The following is a 15288-nucleotide window of genomic DNA, read 5'->3' on the forward strand; positions in this document are numbered from 1 at the left end:
GCGGGGAGCTCGGCGCGGGGTGGGGTGTTGGGTGGGTGGGGTGAGGGGCTGGGTGGGTGGGTCAGTCGCGAGGGCGTGGGGAGGGGCGGCGGCGCAGGGCGGCGACGGCGCCGGCAGCCTGGGCCCGCAGGCGGGTGCCCTCCAGACGGCGGGACAGCGCGGCGGCCAGCCACAGCGCGCCCGCGCCGAGCAGCAGCACGGTGAGGCCGGTCAGCACCAGCGTCGCCGTGGACGGACCCGTAGTGCCGGTGCGTGGCAGCTCGTCGTCACCGCCGCCGTCGTGGTCGTCACCGTCGTCGTCACCGTCATCGCCGCCGTCGTCACCGTCGTCGGTCTGGAAGGTGCCCGAGACGCCGGTCGACGGGGCCGCCGACTCCGTAGGGCCGTCGGAGGGCCACTGGGAGGGCGCCTCGCTGGGGATCGCGGAGGGGCTGTGCGAGCCGTAGCCGCGGTGCTTGCCCCGGTCGTCGGGGCCTGCGGCGGAGTAGCCGGGCGCGACGAACAGGAACATCACGGAGGCCACCACCATCGCGGTGACCGCGGTCGCGAGGGCGGCGAGGCAGGCCAGACGGGACTGCTCTCGGGACATGCGCATGGGTGAGTCCTTCTCTGGCCGTCCGGGCGGGCGGCGGGTAGGAGGGCTGGCCGGGCGGCGGCACCACATGGTCAACGCGGATGTACCCGACCGGATACGCATGAGCTGGGCATACACGATCTAACGGGCATGCGGGATCGCGTTTCCCGGCCGGTGCCCACCCCGTTGACCCCGCAGAGCGAGAGGCACGGGTGATGACGGAACCAGTGATGACGGCGCGACGCCGCCTGCGCGCCGGGCCCGCCCTGGCGGCCGCCGCCGGGCTGACCGGTCTGGGGCTGGCCGTCTGGTGGGCGACCGGTGACGGCGGTGGTGCGGCGGGCCTGCCCGTCGAGGAGCACGAGCACGGGGTGCTGCTGGGGCGGCTGAGCGCCGAGTTCGCCGCGCTGGTCGGGCGGCAGGAGCTGACGCCGGGGTTCGCGCTGCTGGCCATGGCGGTCGCGCTGGCGCTCGGCGCGGGCCACGCGCTGGCTCCGGGGCACGGCAAGCTGCTGATGGCGACGTACCTGGTCAACGAGCGGGGGTCGCTGCGGCAGGCGGTGTCGGTGGCGGGGACGGTGGCGCTCACCCATACCGCCGGGGTCCTGATGTTGGGGGTGGTGCTGGCCGCCGGGCTGCACTTCGTCCCGCACCGGGTCTACACGCTGCTGACCGTGCTGAGCGGCGCGCTGGTGGTCTCGGTGGGGCTGTCGCTGCTGCGCCGGGCCTGGCGCGACCGCGACGGCGGGCACGCGGGGCACGGGCACGAGGACTGTGCCGGGCACGGGCAGCGGCGGCCGGGCGGCCGGGGGATCGTCGCGATGGGACTGGCGGGTGGGCTGATGCCGAGCCCGTCGGCGGTGGTGGTGCTGCTGGGCGCGGTGGCGCTGGGGCGGGCCTGGTACGGGGTGCTGCTGGTGGTGGCGTACGGGGCGGGCATGGCGGTGTCGCTGCTCGGCCTCGGCCTGCTGCTGACCCGGCTGCGCGACCGCCTCGACCGGGTGCCGCGCGCCTGGCTGTCGCACCGCGCCTGGCGGCTGTTGCCGCTGGTCACGTCGTCGGCGGTGATCGTGGTCGGGGTCGGCGTGGCGACGAGCGCGCTGCTGGCCTGACCGTCGGGTGTGGAGCTTCATCAATCTGGCATGGACATTAACAGTTAAGAGAGTTAATAATCAGGGCCATCCATCCTTGAGGAGGGCCCGTGACCAGAAGACCACTTGCCATATCCGCCGCCCTGTCACTGCTGGTCGCGGTCGGCGTCCTCGCCGTCGCCACCCCGGCCTCGGCGGCCAACCTGCTGGCCAACCCCGGTTTCGAGACCGGCACGCTGTCCCCGTGGAGCTGCACCGGCGGCCTCGGCTCCGTGGTGGGCACCCCGGTGCGTTCCGGCACCAAGGCGCTGCAGGCGGCGGCGTCGGCGTCGGACAACGCCAAGTGCAGCCAGACCGTCGCGGTGCAGCCGAACACGGCGTACGCGCTGACCGGCTGGGTGCGCGGCAACTACGTCTACCTCGGCGTCGACGGCGGCGCGTCCACCTGGACCCCCGGTGCGGCCGCGTACACGCAGCTCACCGTCAACTTCACCACCGGCGCGTCGCAGACCAGCGTGGTCGTCTACACGCACGGCTGGTACGGCCAGGGCACCTACTTCGCCGACGACGTCAGCCTCGACGGCCCCGGCGGCACGGGCGTGCCCGGTGTGCCCGGCAACCCGTCGGTCGGCACGATCACCAACAGCTCGATCGCCCTGTCGTGGGGCGCGTCCAGCGGGACCGTCACCGGCTACCGGGTGTACGAGGGCACGACCGTGCGGGCGACCGTCACCGGCACCTCGACGACGATCACCGGTCTGGCGACGTGCTCGGCGCACAGCTACACGGTCGCGGCATACAACGCCACCGGCGAGTCCGCCAAGACGTCGGCGGCGACCGCCACCACCACCGGCTGCACCTCGGTGCCGCCGACCCCGGGCGGCCTGACCGTCGGCACGATCGCCAACACGTCGATCGCGCTGTCCTGGAACGCGTCCTCGGGCGCGACCGGCTACCGGGTGTACGAGGGCACGACCGTGCGGGCGACCGTCACCGGCACCTCGACGACGATCACCGGCCTGGCCGCGTGCTCGGCGCACACCTACACGGTCGCCGCGTACAACGCCTCCGGCGAGTCCGCCAAGAGCGGCGGGGTAAGCGCGACGACCACGGGCTGCACCACGGTCCCGGCGACGCCGAGCGGCCTGACGGTCACCGGCACGACCAACACCGCCGTGTCGCTGTCCTGGTCGGCGTCGTCCGGCGCGACCGGCTACCGCGTGTACGAGGGCTCCACCCAGGTCGCCTCCGGCAGCGGCACCACGGCCACGATCAGCGGCCTGGGCACCTGCTCGGCGCACGCGTACACGGTCGCGGCGTACAACGCCTCCGGCGAGTCGGCCAAGTCCGGTGCGGTCAGCGCGACCACCACGGGCTGCGTCAACACCGGGCTGCCCAAGCACGCGCTCATCGGCTACCTGCACGCCAGCTTCGCCAACGGGTCCGGGTACATGCGGATGGCCGACGTGCCGTCCTCGTGGGACATCATCAACCTGGCCTTCGGCGAGCCGACCTCGGCGACCTCGGGTGACATCCGGTTCCGGCAGTGCCCGGTCGCCGAGTGCCCCAATGTGGAGAGCGAGGCCGACTTCATCGCCGCCATCCGGGCCAAGCAGGCCCAGGGCAAGAAGGTGCTGATCTCCATCGGCGGCGCGAACGGGCAGGTCCAGCTCACCTCGACCGCCGCCCGGGACACGTTCGTCAGCTCGGTCAGCGCCATCATCGACAAGTACGGCCTGAACGGCCTCGACATCGACTTCGAGGGCCACTCGCTGTACCTCAACGCCGGTGACGGCGACATCCGCAACCCCACCACCCCGGTCGTGGTCAACCTGATCTCGGCGCTGCGCACGCTGAAGGCGCGCTACGGCTCGGGCTTCGTGCTGACGATGGCCCCGGAGACGTTCTTCGTGCAGCTCGGGTACCAGTTCTACGGCGGCACGTGCAGTGGCTGCGACAACCGGGCCGGGTCGTACCTGCCGGTCATCTACGCGCTGCGCAACGACATCACCGTGCTGCACGTGCAGGACTACAACTCGGGCCCGATCATGGGGCTGGACAACCAGTACCACAACATGGGCGCGGCGGACTTCCACATCGCCATGACCGACATGCTGGCCGCGGGCTTCCCGGTGGCCAACACGGGCGTCACGTTCCCCGCTCTGCGCGAGGACCAGATCGCCTTCGGCGTTCCCGCCGCGGTCAGCGCCGGTGGCGGCTACACCACCCCCGCCCAGGTACAGCAGGCCGTCAACTGCCTGGTCAAAAACCAGAACTGCGGTGGGTACACGCTGCGGGGCGGCACCAGCCCCGACTTCCGCGGCCTGATGACCTGGTCGATCAACTGGGACCGCTACTACAACTGGGAGTTCAGCAACTCCCACGAGCCGTTCCTCAACTCGCTGCCGTAACCGCGTCACCCCGAGCCCCGCCGGCCCCACCGGGCAGGCGGGGCTCGCCTGTGCGCCACATCGGGACCTCAGTCGAGCAGGCGGAGGCGTTTCATGTCCATGCCGCCCAGGCCGCGTGGTATGTCGGGATCCGAGTGCAGATCCTCGCCCGCGCTGACCGCGTCGCTGGTGTTGAGGCGTGCGTGTTCGCTGGCGAAGTCGGCCTCCTCGGCCAGCACCTCTTCCAGCAGGCTCGTCGAATCGCGGGGTTCGGGCTGCATGTAGCAATTGTCCGCCCGCCCGATGGTTCGAGATCGGCCGATCGGGGAATCCCCCTGTCAGCCCCATCCCGGCACCGGACGTCGATCATGAAGGCAGGGGCGCCGACACGCCGTCAAGTTCATGATCGAACCGTGCGGGGTGGGTGAGTGAGGGGGAATCACGGGGTAGGGGTGGAATTGGGGGAGTAGGTTGGGCGGTCTCACGTACCGGTGGACGGGGGTGAAGTGATGGTGCAGCAGGAGATGGCGCGCGACGCGGCGGTGCGGATCGCGGGGCGGGCCGAGGCCGAGGGTTACGTGGCCAAGGTGTGCTTCAAGACCGGGCCGCCGGGGCGGGTGGGCATCGAACTGGAATGGACCACGCACCACCTGGATGATCCGGCGCGGCCGGTCGATCCGGGAGCACTGGGTTCGGCGCTGGGCGAGCACGCCCCCCGCAACCTGGTGCCGGACAGCCCGCAGACTCCGCTGCCGCACGGCGGCCGGGTCACCCTCGAACCGGGCGGGCAGGTGGAGATCTCCACCGACACCAGCGACTCCCTTGCCGGGCTGCTCGACGCCACGATGGCGGATCTGGAGCAGCTGACCGGCCTCCTCGACGGCGCGGGCCTGGCACTGGACGGGCGGGGCTGCGACGCCCACCGGCAGCCGGGCCGCATCCTCGACACCCCGCGGTACGCGGCCATGGAGCGCGTCTTCGACCGTTTCGGCCCGTACGGCAGGCAGTGGATGTGCGGGACGGCCAGCGTGCAGGTGTGCCTCGACGCCGGGCTGCCCGAGCGGGTCGCGCCGCGCTGGAACGCCCTGCACGCGGTGGGACCGGCGCTGGTCGCCGCGTTCGCGAACTCCTCCCGGCAGGCCGGGGTGGACACCGGCTGGGCGTCGGCGCGGATGCGGGCCTGCCTGGCCGCCGACCCGATGCGCAACGGGCCGCCCGCCGACGCCGCCGATCCGGTCGCGGGCTGGGCACGGCGGGTGCTGGACACGCCGCTGCTGTGCGTACGCCGCGACGGCTCGTGGGAGGCCCCGGCGGGGGTGACGTTCGCCGACTGGATCGGCGGCGCGATCACACCCGGACCGACCTATGCCGACCTCGACTACCACCTGAGCACGATCTTCCCGCCGGTCCGGGCCCGGGGCTACTTCGAGGTGCGCTACCTGGACATGCAGTCCGGTCTGGACTGGGTGGCCCCGGTGGCGGTGCTGGCCGCGCTGTTCGCCCGCGAGGAGACCGTCGACGTGGCGGCGGCGCTGGCCGCACCCGCCGCGGGGCGCTGGATACAGGCGGCCCGGCACGGCCTGGCCGACCCGGCGATCGCGGCCGCCGCCCCGCCCCTGCTGGGCCTGGCCTGCGACGCGCTGGACGACACGGATCTGCCACCCGCGACCGTCGAGGCGGTGCGGGCCGTGGTCGGGCGGCGGCTACGGGAAGGCGGCCTGGGTTGAACCGGCGCGACGAGCGGAGTGAGGTGACGGCATGAGCACCGGACTGCGGGAGCGGGCCGCGGCGGAACTGGCCCGGACGCGGCAGCGCAGCGTCGGGCTGACCGACGCGGTCGACGACGACGACCTGGTGCGCCAGCACTCGCGGCTGATGTCGCCGCTGGTGTGGGACCTGGCGCACGTCGGCAACCAGGAGGAGCTGTGGCTGGTCCGCGACGTCGGCGGCCGCGAGCCGGTGCGCGCCGACATCGACCAGCTCTACGACGCCTTCAAGCACCCGCGCGGGGAGCGCCCGGCCCTGCCGCTGCTGAGTCCGGCGCAGGCGCGGGCCTACGTGCGCGAGGTACGCGAGAAGGTGCTGGACCTGCTGGACACCGTCGAGCTGGAGGGCCGCCCGCTGGTCGAGCAGGGCTTCGCGTTCGGCATGATCATCCAGCACGAGCAGCAGCACGACGAGACCATGCTGGCCACCCACCAGCTACGCGTCGGTGAGCCGGTGCTGGTCGCCGAGCCGCCACCGCGCTCGCGGGCGATCGTGGCGGGCGAGGCGCTGATCCCCGGCGGCCCGTTCGAAATGGGCACCTCGCTGGAGCCGTGGGCGCTGGACAACGAACGGCCCGCGCACCCGGTCGACGTGCCGCCGTTCTTCCTCGACCGCGCCCCGGTCACCAACGCCATGTACCAGGCGTTCATCGACGCGGGTGGCTACGGCGACCCGCGCTGGTGGAGCGCCGACGGCTGGGCGCACCGGCAGGAGGCCGGGCTGTCCGGGCCGGCGCACTGGCACGGCGACGGCACGTACACCCGGTTCGGGCGGCGCGAGCCGATCGTCGGCGACGAGCCGGTGGTGCACGTTGACTGGTACGAGGCCAGCGCGTACGCCGCCTGGGCCGGTCGGCGGCTGCCCACCGAGGCCGAGTGGGAGAAGGCGGCCCGCTTCGACCCGGCGACCGGGCGCTCGCGCCGCTTCCCGTGGGGCGACGACGATCCGACGCCCGAGCACGCGAACCTGGGCCAGCGGCACCTGTCCCCGGCCCCGGCCGGGGCGTATCCGGCAGGGGCGTCACCGGCGGGCGTACACCAGCTCATGGGCGACGTCTGGGAGTGGACCAGCTCCCCGCTGTACGGCTACCCCGGCTTCCGGGCGTTCCCGTACCGGGAGTACTCCGAGGTCTTCTTCGGCGACGACTACCGGGTGCTGCGCGGCGGCTCGTTCGGCACCGACGCGGCGGCCTGCCGGGGCACGTTCCGCAACTGGGACTACCCGATCCGGCGGCAGATCTTCAGCGGCTTCCGCTGCGCCCGCGACCCGCGACCGGGGGAGCTGGCCGACTGATGTGCCGCCACCTGGTCTATCTCGGTCCGCCGGTGCCGCTGGCGGCGCTGCTGGTCGAGCCGCCGTACGGGCTGCAGCACCAGTCTTGGGCCCCCCGCGACATGCGCGGCGGCGGGACTATCAACGCGGACGGCTTCGGCGCGGGCTGGTTCACCTCGGCCGGTCCGGTGCGCTACCGGCGGGCGGTGCCGATGTGGACCGACCGCAACTTCGCCGCGCTCGCGCGGGTCACCGTCACCGGCTCGCTGCTGGCCGCGGTGCGCTCGGCGACCCCCGGCCTGACGGTCACCGACGACGCCTGTGCCCCGTTCAGCGGGGACGGCTGGTTCTTCAGCCACAACGGCTTCGTCGCGGGCTGGCCGGACACGGTGGCGAAGCTCGCCGAGCGCCTGCCCGTGACGGACCTGATGACGATGGACGCGCCGACCGACGCGGCGTTCGTGTGGACGCTGGTCCGCAACCGGCTGCGCGCCGGGTACGGCCCTGCCGAGGCACTGCGCGCCACGGTGGCGGAGGTGAGCGCGGCGGCCCCCGGCTCGCGGCTGAACCTGCTGCTCACCGAGGGCGACAAGGCATACGCGACGACCTACGGGCACGCGCTGGCGGTGCACCACTCGCCCGGCAGGGTGGTGGTCGCCTCCGAGCCCTTCGATGACGACCCCGGCTGGGTGCAGGTGCCCGACCGCCGACTGGTGGTGGCGCACCCGGCTACATACACCGTGGAGGAGCTATGAAGCTCGACGTCTACCTCACACCCGACGACCTGAGCGAGCAGCTGCGCACCGACGCCCGCGAAGGGCTGACGTCGTCCCCGAAGTGGCTGCCGCCGAAGTACTTCTACGACGCGTACGGCAGCGACCTGTTCGAACGCATCACGCAGCTGCCCGAGTACTACCCGACCCGGGCCGAACGCGCCGTGCTGGCCGAGCACGCCGCCGACATCGCCGCCGAGACGGGTGTGAAGACGCTGGTGGAGCTGGGTTCCGGGTCGTCGGACAAGACCCGGCTGCTGCTGGACGCCATGCACGACACGGGCACGCTGGCCCAGTTCGTGCCGCTGGACGTGTCCGAGACGGCGCTGCGCTCGGCCGCGAAGGCGATCGACGGCGACTACCCGGACCTGGAGGTGCACGGCATCGTCGGCGACTTCAGCCACGACCTGCACCGCATCCCGGAGGGCGGCCGCCGCATGGTGGTGTTCCTGGGCGGCACCATCGGCAACCTGCCCCCGGTGGAGCGGGCCGCGTTCCTGGAGGAGCTGCGCGACGTGCTGCACGAGGGCGAGTGGCTGCTGCTCGGCACGGACCTGGTCAAGGACCCGCAGACCCTGGTCGCGGCGTATGACGACGCGGCGGGGGTGACCGCCGAGTTCAACCTGAACGTGCTGCGGGTGCTCAACCGCAAGCTGGGCGCGGACTTCGACCTCACCGCGTTCGAGCACGTGGCGCTGTGGGACCCGAAGCACAACTGGATCGAGATGCGGCTGCGGGCGACCCGGGACATGCGGGTCGAGGTGCCCGCGCTGGAGCTGGACGTGGACTTCAAGGCCGGGGAGGAGCTGCGCACCGAGGTCTCGGCGAAGTTCGACCGGGTCCGGGTCGAGGCGGAGCTGGGCCGGGCCGGGTTCAAGGCGGCGCGCTGGTGGACCGACCCGCAGGGCCGCTTCGCGGTGACGCTGGCGCGGGCCGTGGAGTAGCCGGGTGGCGGCGGGCCGCGTGGCGGGGAGGCGGGCGGTCATTGGCCGTGGGCGCGTTGGAGGGCGCGGTAGATCTTGCCGAAGCGGGTGGCGTCGTCTATGCGGATGAGGAGGACCTGGGTGCCCTGGGTTTCGGCCCATACCTCGTAGATGGCGTTGCCGCGGTCGTAGCTGTCGTCGACGCGGTGCAGGGCCCACTCCCAGAGCAGCGGCACGAGGCCGAGGGCGAGCAGCAGTACCGCGACGAGCAGCAGGGTGTCGCGGGGGAACGGCAGTTTGCCGAGCGCGGCGGCGACGCGGGACTCGCCGTACGCGGATGCGATCAATCCGATCAGCGCGATGAAACCGGCGAAGGCGGACAGGATCATCAGGATGTTGAGGATCCCGCGTCCGGCCGTACGGCGGCGCACCCGCCAGTCCGGGCGCTCCTGGCGGTGCCAGATGTAGCGCAGTTCGGAGAGGCGGTACCGGCGGTCCTCGACCTGCACGTACGTCGAGGTCACCGCCACCGTCTCATCACGATAGTAGGTGATCACGACACCTCCGACGCTTCAGCGTTGTCTTAGGATCGCGCAGAGTGACCAAATCGTCCGTGAGTGAATCCGGCTCGCCCTCGGTCACCGGACTTGCCGGGCACGTGTGCGTAGCGTGGTCCCGCTTCGACCGTCTGCCAGGCACGTCGAGCGATCCTGCCGCCTGGCGCGGGACGGGCGGCCCTGGTGCGGTGGGCGGGCGGGAGGCCGACATACTGGGATGATGTTCACCCTGGACGAAGCGCGCTCCCGGCTGGCCGCGCTGATGCCGCGGCTCGACGAGCTCATCGGCGTACGCGCCGACCTCGCCGAACTGCGCGCCGACCTGGACACCGGCGGGCACAGCGCACTGGGCGGGCTGCCCGAGGCCAAGGCCCTGGAAGCACGGCTCTACGCCGCGCTGGAGGAGATCGCCGACGCCGACATCGAGGTCAAGGGCTTCGCCCCGCTGCTGCTGGACTTCCCCGGCGAGCTCGACGGCCGCCCGGTGCGCTGGTGCTGGCTCGAAGGCGACGACGGCATCGACTGGTACCACCGCACCGACACCGGCTTCGCCGGCCGCCGCCCCTGCTGACGCCCGTCCAGCGCGAGGCGGTCAGGCGCCGCGCTGGGCGGCGCGGGCGGGCATCTGGGGCTGGGGGCGTAGGAGCAGTCCGGCCTGTGCGGCCGGCAGGGGCCGCGACAGCAGGTAGCCCTGCCCGAGCCGGCAGCCCAGGGCGCGCAGGGCGGCGCGCTGGTCCTCGGTCTCGATGCCCTCCGCGATCGCGACCAGCCCGAGCGAGTCCGCGATCGCCAGGATCGCCCGCACGATGCTCAGATCGATCTGCCCGCCCCCGGGGCCCGTCACCCCGCTGACGAACGACTTGTCGATCTTGAGGATCTCGATCGGCAGCCGCTTGAGGTAGCTCAGGTTCGAGTACGCCGTGCCGAAGTCGTCGAGCACCAGGTGCACCCCGGCTGCGCCGAGCGCCCCGGCGTACTCGGTGACCTCGTGGCGCAGGTAGCTGTGTTCGGTGATCTCCAGCCAGATGTCGGCGGGGTGCAGCCCGGCGGTCCGGATGGTGTCGAGGGTGCGTTCGGCGGCCTGGGACTGGTGCAGCTGCACGGGGGACAGGTTGACGCTCATGCCCAGGCCGCGGCCCTCGGGCAGGCGGTGCCAGTGGGCGAGCTGGCGGCAGGCCTGCGCCAGCACCCACTGGCCGATCTCGACGATGGCCCCGGTCTCCTCGGCCAGCGGAATGAACACGTCCGGTGGGACCGTGCCGTGGTGCGGGTGGGTCCAGCGCAGCAGCGCCTCGAAGGCGACGACGGCCCGGCTGTCCAGGGCGAAGATCGGCTGGTACGCCAGGTGCAGCTGGCCGCGGGTGCGCGCGAGCAGCAGTTCGGCGCGCAGGTCGAGCCGGTCGCGGGAACGGTGCGAGGCGTCCTCGTCGAACACCTCGACCTGGCCGCTGCCGCGGGCCTTGGCGACGTACATGGCGGCGTCGGCGTCGCGCAGCATGGTGCTCGGGGTGGCCTCGCCGCGGATGCCGAGCACGCCGCCGATGCTGGCCGAGACGTGCACCTGCTCGCCGCAGACGACGAGCCGGTCGTCGAGGTCGGCGCAGATCCGGGCCCCGATCTCGGCGACCTCGGACAGCTGCTTGACCCGGTCGAGCACGATCACGAACTCGTCGCCGCCGAAGCGGGCGAGCAGGTCGTCGGGGCGTACGCTGCTGCGCAGCCGGTCGGCGACCTGCATCAGCAGCTCGTCGCCGGCCTCGTGGCCGAACAGGTCGTTGACGGACTTGAACCCGTCGAGGTCGCAGAACAGCACACCGATGCGCGTCGGGTCGGCGGCCGACAGCAGGGTGTCCAGGTGCGACACGAGCGCGCTGCGGTTGGCCAGGCGGGTGAGCGGGTCGCGGGTGGCCCGGTCGGTGAGCGCGAGGTACAGCTCGGCGTTGGTGAGGGCGACCCCGAGATAGTTCGCGAAGATCGTCATGATCTCCAGGGTGCCCTGGGCGAACGGGCGGGGGCGCTCGCGGCCGGCGTACAGCAGGGCGGTGGCGCCGTTCTCGCGGGAGACGGCGACCTTGAGCACCTCGGAAAGCCCGGCGTCGCAGGCGGGCAGGTCGTCGAGGCTCCGGGCGGGCACCGGCCAGGCGGCGAGCAGCGCGGGCGGCAGACCACGGTGGGCGCGCAGCCGCCCCTGCCCGCCCTCGACGGTGACCACCCACGCGCGGTCCGCGCCGGTGAGCCGCAGCAGCAGCTCGGCGGCCTCGTCGAGCAGCGGGTCCACCTCCAGGTGGCGGGCCAGCAGGTGGCCGTAGTGGGCGAGCTGCTCGATGACCGCGTGGCGCTCGCGTTCCTGCAGCGCCATCTGCAGGCGGGCCGCGACCGAGGTCAGCATGCGCAGGTCGGACATGGCGAACGGCTGGTCGAGGCTGCGGAACAGGATGAGCAGGGTGTCGGCGTACGGCTCGGTGGACAGCGGGATCCAGGCGGCCGACCGGATGCCCAGGCCGGTCACCGAGCCCGGGGCGTCGTCGTCGGGCATGGTGCCGTGCCGTGCGGTCGGCTCGGTGGTGGCCAGGGTGCGGCGGGCGGCCTCGCCCACGGGCCAGCCCTGGGCGTACGCCGGGTCGTCCTCGGGCAGCCCGCACGAGGCGGCCACGACCAGCCGCTCCCCGGCGACCCGGGCCATGCAGACGACGTCGGCGAAGAACGCGTCGGACAGCACGTTGAGCATGTCGCCGATCAGCTCCGCGGATCCGGCCGGGCGGCCCAGCAGGTCAAGCACCTGGATGAGCCGGGTCGTGTCGCGGTAGGCGTCGCGGGCCGCGTCGACGGCTGCCGCGAGCTGCTGCCTGAGCTGCTCGGTCTCGCCTTCGTCGGGCACGGCTGCGGGCACGGCGGCCGTCACAGCGCGATCGCGGTCAGGGTCGCGTTGTGGTATCCGGCGACGCGCGTGGTCCGGGCGAACTCGCCGTAGGTGTAGAAGCCGAACGTCGTCACCTCCCCGGCGGCGTCCTGGATCAGCGCCGCCTCCCGCGCCCCCTGCTCGGCGAGCACGTCGAGCCGGGCGACGCAGCTGAACGCGAGCAGCACCGACGCGTCGCGGCCCGCGAGGCTGCGGCGGACCACGTCGCCGGTGACGCGCAGCAGGTCCTCGGCCCGGCAGGACACGATCTGGACCGGGGCGTAAAGCGGCAGCGGGCTGAACGTCTTGAGCTGCCCGTCCTCGTCGATGTACGCGCCGCGCACCAGTTTGCTGCCGTCGGGCTGGATGAGCCCGAACGCGTACGCCGACAGGTAGCCGGGCGCGGGCTTGATCAGGCCGGGCCGTTCGAAGTCGACGTCGTCGTGGAAGTGCTCGCGGAACACCTCGGCGGCGGGGCGGCCGGCGATCTCCTGGATCACCAGGCCGTCGGACTTGGTGACCAGCAGCGGCAGGCCCACGTCGTACCAGCCGTGCTCGGCGACGACCGACAGCGGATCGGGCGAGGCGATCCAGACCCCGGCCGCGCCGCCGTCGGTGAGCACGTTGTCGTTCTCGAAGACGCAGGTGCGGATGAGCAGCCGGTCGTCCCCGGCGCTGCCGCCGACCACGGGCACCGGCGCGCCGAGCACCCTGTGTACGCCGTTGAGCAGTTCCTGCTGGTGCCCGGCCAGCCCGGTGGTGAGCAGCAGCAGGGCGGCGTGCGGGGTGGGCTCCGGCCCGGCGGCGGCGCGGGCCGCGCGGGCCAGCCGCTGACCGGCGTCGTCGCCGTCCTCGGTGACCCCGGTGACCGAGGCGACGCCGAAGCGGTACCGCCCGGCGGACAGGGCGAGCACCGACACCCCGAGGCCGGGGTCGATGAGCCTGCCGTCGTGGAACTGCCCGCTGGTCGTCGCCCCGACCAGGGGCGCCTTGCCGGTGGCCCGGCGCACCGCGTGCAGCAGCGCGATCAGGTCGTAGGAGACGGAGGTGTACACGATGATCAGTTCTGGCGGGTAGCCCTGGAGCCCGGCCAGGGCCTCGGCGGCGGCGGCCCGCCCGGCCTCGACCGCGTCGGCGGCGTCGCTGTAGCCGACGCCCGTCCGCAGCGGCTCGGTGGCGGTGGCGGCGGCGGGCCGGGGCGCGGGTATCTCCACAGGCATGATCACTCCCGGCATCCGGCCCGGTGGGGCCGCCTGACCTGGCACTTCACAAAGCGACCATAACGCGCTAACCGGGCAGTCTGCCAAAGTTCACGCCGCGACCAGCGCACTGGACAGGGCCACGATCAGTGGCCCGAGCAGCGGCAGGAGCACCGCGGAAAAGGCATAGACGATGGTGTACGACAACAGGGGTGTGGTGTTTCCCGCCGCCTCGCGCACCGCGTCGACCGCGGGCGTGCTGCACTGCTGACCCGCGATGGCGCCTGCCACCAGCGGCGCGGGCAGCCTCATCAGGCGGCTGCCCGCCCACAGGCTCAGCAGCGCCGGAATCGCCGTGACCAGCACCGCGACCAGCGGCAGCAGCACGCCGTACCGCTCGATCAGGGTGAGCGCGCCCGGGCCCGCGCCGAGGCCGACCGCGCACACGAACGTGGCCAGCCCGAACTGCTGGATCACCTGCGCCGCCGCCGGGTGGTACTGCCCGTAGGTCGGGTGCCGGGCCCGCAGCCAGCCGAAGAACAACCCGCTGAACAGGCAGCCCCCGCCGATGCCCAGCGACAGCGGCACCCCGCCGACCGGCATCGACAGCCTGCCGATCAGCATCCCCACGACCACCCCGAGCGCGATGAAGCTCAGGTCCGCCTTGACCGCCGGGTTGATCCGGATCCCGAGCAGCGGGGTGTACGCGTCGAGGTCCGGCCCCGCGCCGGTCAGCCGTACCGTGTCGCCGGTGGTGATGTCGGTCCACGGCTTGACCGGCAGGGCGTGCTCCATCCGGGACAGCCCCGTCACGAACACGCCGCGCGGCGGGACCTGCCGGTGCAGCTGCTCCAGCGTCCAGCCCCGGTAGCGCCGGTCGGTGATGACGACCTCCGCCACGTCCAGGCTCAGCGGATCGTTGCCGGTGCCCAGCGTCTCCGGCCCGATCAGCCGCTCCGCCCGCAGCAGCGCCTCCCGCTCGCCGACCACGACCAGCCGGTCCCCGGCCCGCAGCACCGTCTCCGGCGCGGCCTCGGTGATCTCGCCGTCACGGCGCAGCCGCTCCACCGCCGCCTCCGTGCCCAGCGCCTCCGTCAGCTGCGCGAGGGTGAGCCCGTGTGCGGCGTCGACCACGTACACCCGGCCCACGACGCCGGGCACCGCGCGAGCCGTGCTCTCCGAGCGCTCCGGTTCGCCGCCGAGCTTGCGCCACAGCTCGCGGGCCTGCTCGCGCAGGTCGACCCGCATCAGCATGGGCACGAACTGGCTGGTGAACAGGATCAGGGTGACCAGGCTGAAGATATAGGCGATCGAGTACGCCGTGGCCAGGTTGGACTGCAGCTCGCGAACCCGCTCGGGGCCGACGGGCAGTGCGCCGATCGCCTCCCCGGCGGTGCCGAGCACCGACGACGAGGTCGTGCCCCCGGCCAGCAGCCCGGCGGCGGTGCCCTGGTCCAGTCCGAGCGCCACGGTCGCCACGCAGACCAGCGCGACCAGGGTCGTCACCTGGATCACGGTGAACACGGCATACCGCAGCGCCCTGCGGTTGAGGCTGGCGAAGAACGACGGTCCGGCCAGGTAGCCCAGGGTGAAGATGAACAGGGCGAACGCGACGTTGCGCAGCTCGGGAGTCAGCGTGACGTCCAGCAGGCCGACGATCAGCGCGACCAGCAGGGTGCCCGCCACGCCGCCGAGGGTGATCCTCCAGAAGCGCACCCGGCCCAGCGCGAACCCGGCCGCCAGGCAGCCGAACAGGGCCAGTCCCGGGGTGCTGCGCAGCAGGTCGCCCAGCCAGTCGAGCATCCACGCACCCCCGCGCCTCATATTAGGACAAAGGGTGCGC

General features: G+C 72.8%; 13 protein-coding genes. 7 read left to right on the top strand and 6 right to left on the bottom strand.

All coding sequences use genetic code 11. The features are described from left to right. Positions 1 to 61 precede the first annotated feature (61 nt). Positions 62 to 595, bottom strand: a complete 534-nt coding sequence (locus HAV40_RS25110; protein ID WP_166385361.1) for a hypothetical protein — start codon at positions 593 to 595, stop codon at positions 62 to 64. 209 nt (positions 596 to 804) lie between these two features. Between HAV40_RS25110 and HAV40_RS25115 the strand changes: the two genes are divergently transcribed. Continuing rightward, on the top strand, positions 805 to 1686 hold the full coding sequence (locus tag HAV40_RS25115; protein ID WP_166385363.1) for an urease accessory protein UreH domain-containing protein: 882 nt from the start codon (positions 805 to 807) through the stop codon (positions 1684 to 1686). Between the two features lie 89 nt (positions 1687 to 1775). Further along, positions 1776 to 4076, top strand: a complete 2301-nt coding sequence (locus HAV40_RS39240) for a glycoside hydrolase family 18 protein (protein WP_239086635.1) — start codon at positions 1776 to 1778, stop codon at positions 4074 to 4076. 68 nt (positions 4077 to 4144) lie between these two features. On the opposite strand, the gene HAV40_RS25125 is transcribed toward HAV40_RS39240, so the two are convergent. Further along, a complete protein-coding gene (locus HAV40_RS25125; RefSeq protein ID WP_166385365.1) occupies positions 4145 to 4336 on the bottom strand; it encodes a hypothetical protein in 192 nt (63 codons plus the stop codon). 228 nt (positions 4337 to 4564) lie between these two features. On the opposite strand from HAV40_RS25125, the gene HAV40_RS25130 reads away from it, so the two are divergent. From HAV40_RS25130 to egtD, 4 genes are read left to right on the top strand one after another with little or no spacing between them, the layout of a single operon-like run. After that, the gene (locus tag HAV40_RS25130) at positions 4565 to 5782 is read left to right on the top strand and encodes a glutamate-cysteine ligase family protein (RefSeq protein ID WP_239086638.1); all 1218 of its coding nucleotides are present in this window, start codon (positions 4565 to 4567) and stop codon (positions 5780 to 5782) included. Positions 5783 to 5813: 31 nt separating this feature from the next. Further along, a complete protein-coding gene (gene egtB / locus HAV40_RS25135) occupies positions 5814 to 7115 on the top strand; it encodes an ergothioneine biosynthesis protein EgtB (protein ID WP_166385366.1) in 1302 nt (433 codons plus the stop codon). After that, complete coding sequence (gene egtC, locus HAV40_RS25140) at positions 7115 to 7849, top strand: ergothioneine biosynthesis protein EgtC (RefSeq protein WP_166385368.1); 735 nt, start codon at positions 7115 to 7117, stop codon at positions 7847 to 7849. Before egtB ends, egtC begins: the two co-directional genes overlap by 1 nt. Further along, entirely contained in the window at positions 7846 to 8811 is a 966-nt protein-coding gene (gene egtD, locus HAV40_RS25145; protein WP_166385370.1) for an L-histidine N(alpha)-methyltransferase, read from the top strand. Before egtC ends, egtD begins: the two co-directional genes overlap by 4 nt. 38 nt (positions 8812 to 8849) lie before the next feature. On the opposite strand, the gene HAV40_RS25150 is transcribed toward egtD, so the two are convergent. Further along, on the bottom strand, positions 8850 to 9347 hold the full coding sequence (locus HAV40_RS25150; protein WP_166385371.1) for a DUF6232 family protein: 498 nt from the start codon (positions 9345 to 9347) through the stop codon (positions 8850 to 8852). A gap of 220 nt (positions 9348 to 9567) precedes the next feature. Between HAV40_RS25150 and HAV40_RS25155 the strand changes: the two genes are divergently transcribed. Then, on the top strand, positions 9568 to 9918 hold the full coding sequence (locus tag HAV40_RS25155; RefSeq protein ID WP_166385373.1) for a DUF2203 domain-containing protein: 351 nt from the start codon (positions 9568 to 9570) through the stop codon (positions 9916 to 9918). A gap of 21 nt (positions 9919 to 9939) precedes the next feature. Here the strand turns inward: HAV40_RS25155 and HAV40_RS25160 are convergent, their stop codons facing one another. From HAV40_RS25160 to aspT, 3 genes are all read right to left on the bottom strand, one after another. Further along, positions 9940 to 12249, bottom strand: a complete 2310-nt coding sequence (locus tag HAV40_RS25160) for a putative bifunctional diguanylate cyclase/phosphodiesterase (RefSeq protein ID WP_166385375.1) — start codon at positions 12247 to 12249, stop codon at positions 9940 to 9942. Beyond that, on the bottom strand, positions 12246 to 13466 hold the full coding sequence (locus HAV40_RS25165) for an FIST signal transduction protein (protein ID WP_166385377.1): 1221 nt from the start codon (positions 13464 to 13466) through the stop codon (positions 12246 to 12248). The genes HAV40_RS25160 and HAV40_RS25165 overlap by 4 nt, the downstream gene beginning before the upstream one ends. Positions 13467 to 13556: 90 nt before the next feature. Further along, on the bottom strand, positions 13557 to 15248 hold the full coding sequence (aspT, locus tag HAV40_RS25170; protein ID WP_239086645.1) for an aspartate-alanine antiporter: 1692 nt from the start codon (positions 15246 to 15248) through the stop codon (positions 13557 to 13559). Between the last annotated feature and the right edge of the window lie 40 nt (positions 15249 to 15288).

Source organism: Catellatospora methionotrophica, from assembly GCF_011297335.1.
GTDB lineage: Bacteria > Actinomycetota > Actinomycetes > Mycobacteriales > Micromonosporaceae > Catellatospora > Catellatospora methionotrophica.

What these genes read in the sequence shown, in the direction of transcription:
- HAV40_RS25110 (WP_166385361.1), bottom strand. Translation starts at nt 595, where the DNA reads ATGCGCATGTCCCGAGAGCAGTCCCGTCTGGCCTGCCTCGCCGCCCTC.
- HAV40_RS25115 (WP_166385363.1), top strand. Translation starts at nt 805, where the DNA reads ATGACGGCGCGACGCCGCCTGCGCGCCGGGCCCGCCCTGGCGGCCGCC.
- HAV40_RS25125 (WP_166385365.1), bottom strand. Translation starts at nt 4,336, where the DNA reads ATGCAGCCCGAACCCCGCGATTCGACGAGCCTGCTGGAAGAGGTGCTG.
- HAV40_RS25130 (WP_239086638.1), top strand. Translation starts at nt 4,565, where the DNA reads ATGGTGCAGCAGGAGATGGCGCGCGACGCGGCGGTGCGGATCGCGGGG.
- egtB (WP_166385366.1), top strand. Translation starts at nt 5,814, where the DNA reads ATGAGCACCGGACTGCGGGAGCGGGCCGCGGCGGAACTGGCCCGGACG.
- egtC (WP_166385368.1), top strand. Translation starts at nt 7,115, where the DNA reads ATGTGCCGCCACCTGGTCTATCTCGGTCCGCCGGTGCCGCTGGCGGCG.
- egtD (WP_166385370.1), top strand. Translation starts at nt 7,846, where the DNA reads ATGAAGCTCGACGTCTACCTCACACCCGACGACCTGAGCGAGCAGCTG.
- HAV40_RS25155 (WP_166385373.1), top strand. Translation starts at nt 9,568, where the DNA reads ATGTTCACCCTGGACGAAGCGCGCTCCCGGCTGGCCGCGCTGATGCCG.
- HAV40_RS25165 (WP_166385377.1), bottom strand. Translation starts at nt 13,466, where the DNA reads ATGCCTGTGGAGATACCCGCGCCCCGGCCCGCCGCCGCCACCGCCACC.
- aspT (WP_239086645.1), bottom strand. Translation starts at nt 15,248, where the DNA reads ATGCTCGACTGGCTGGGCGACCTGCTGCGCAGCACCCCGGGACTGGCC.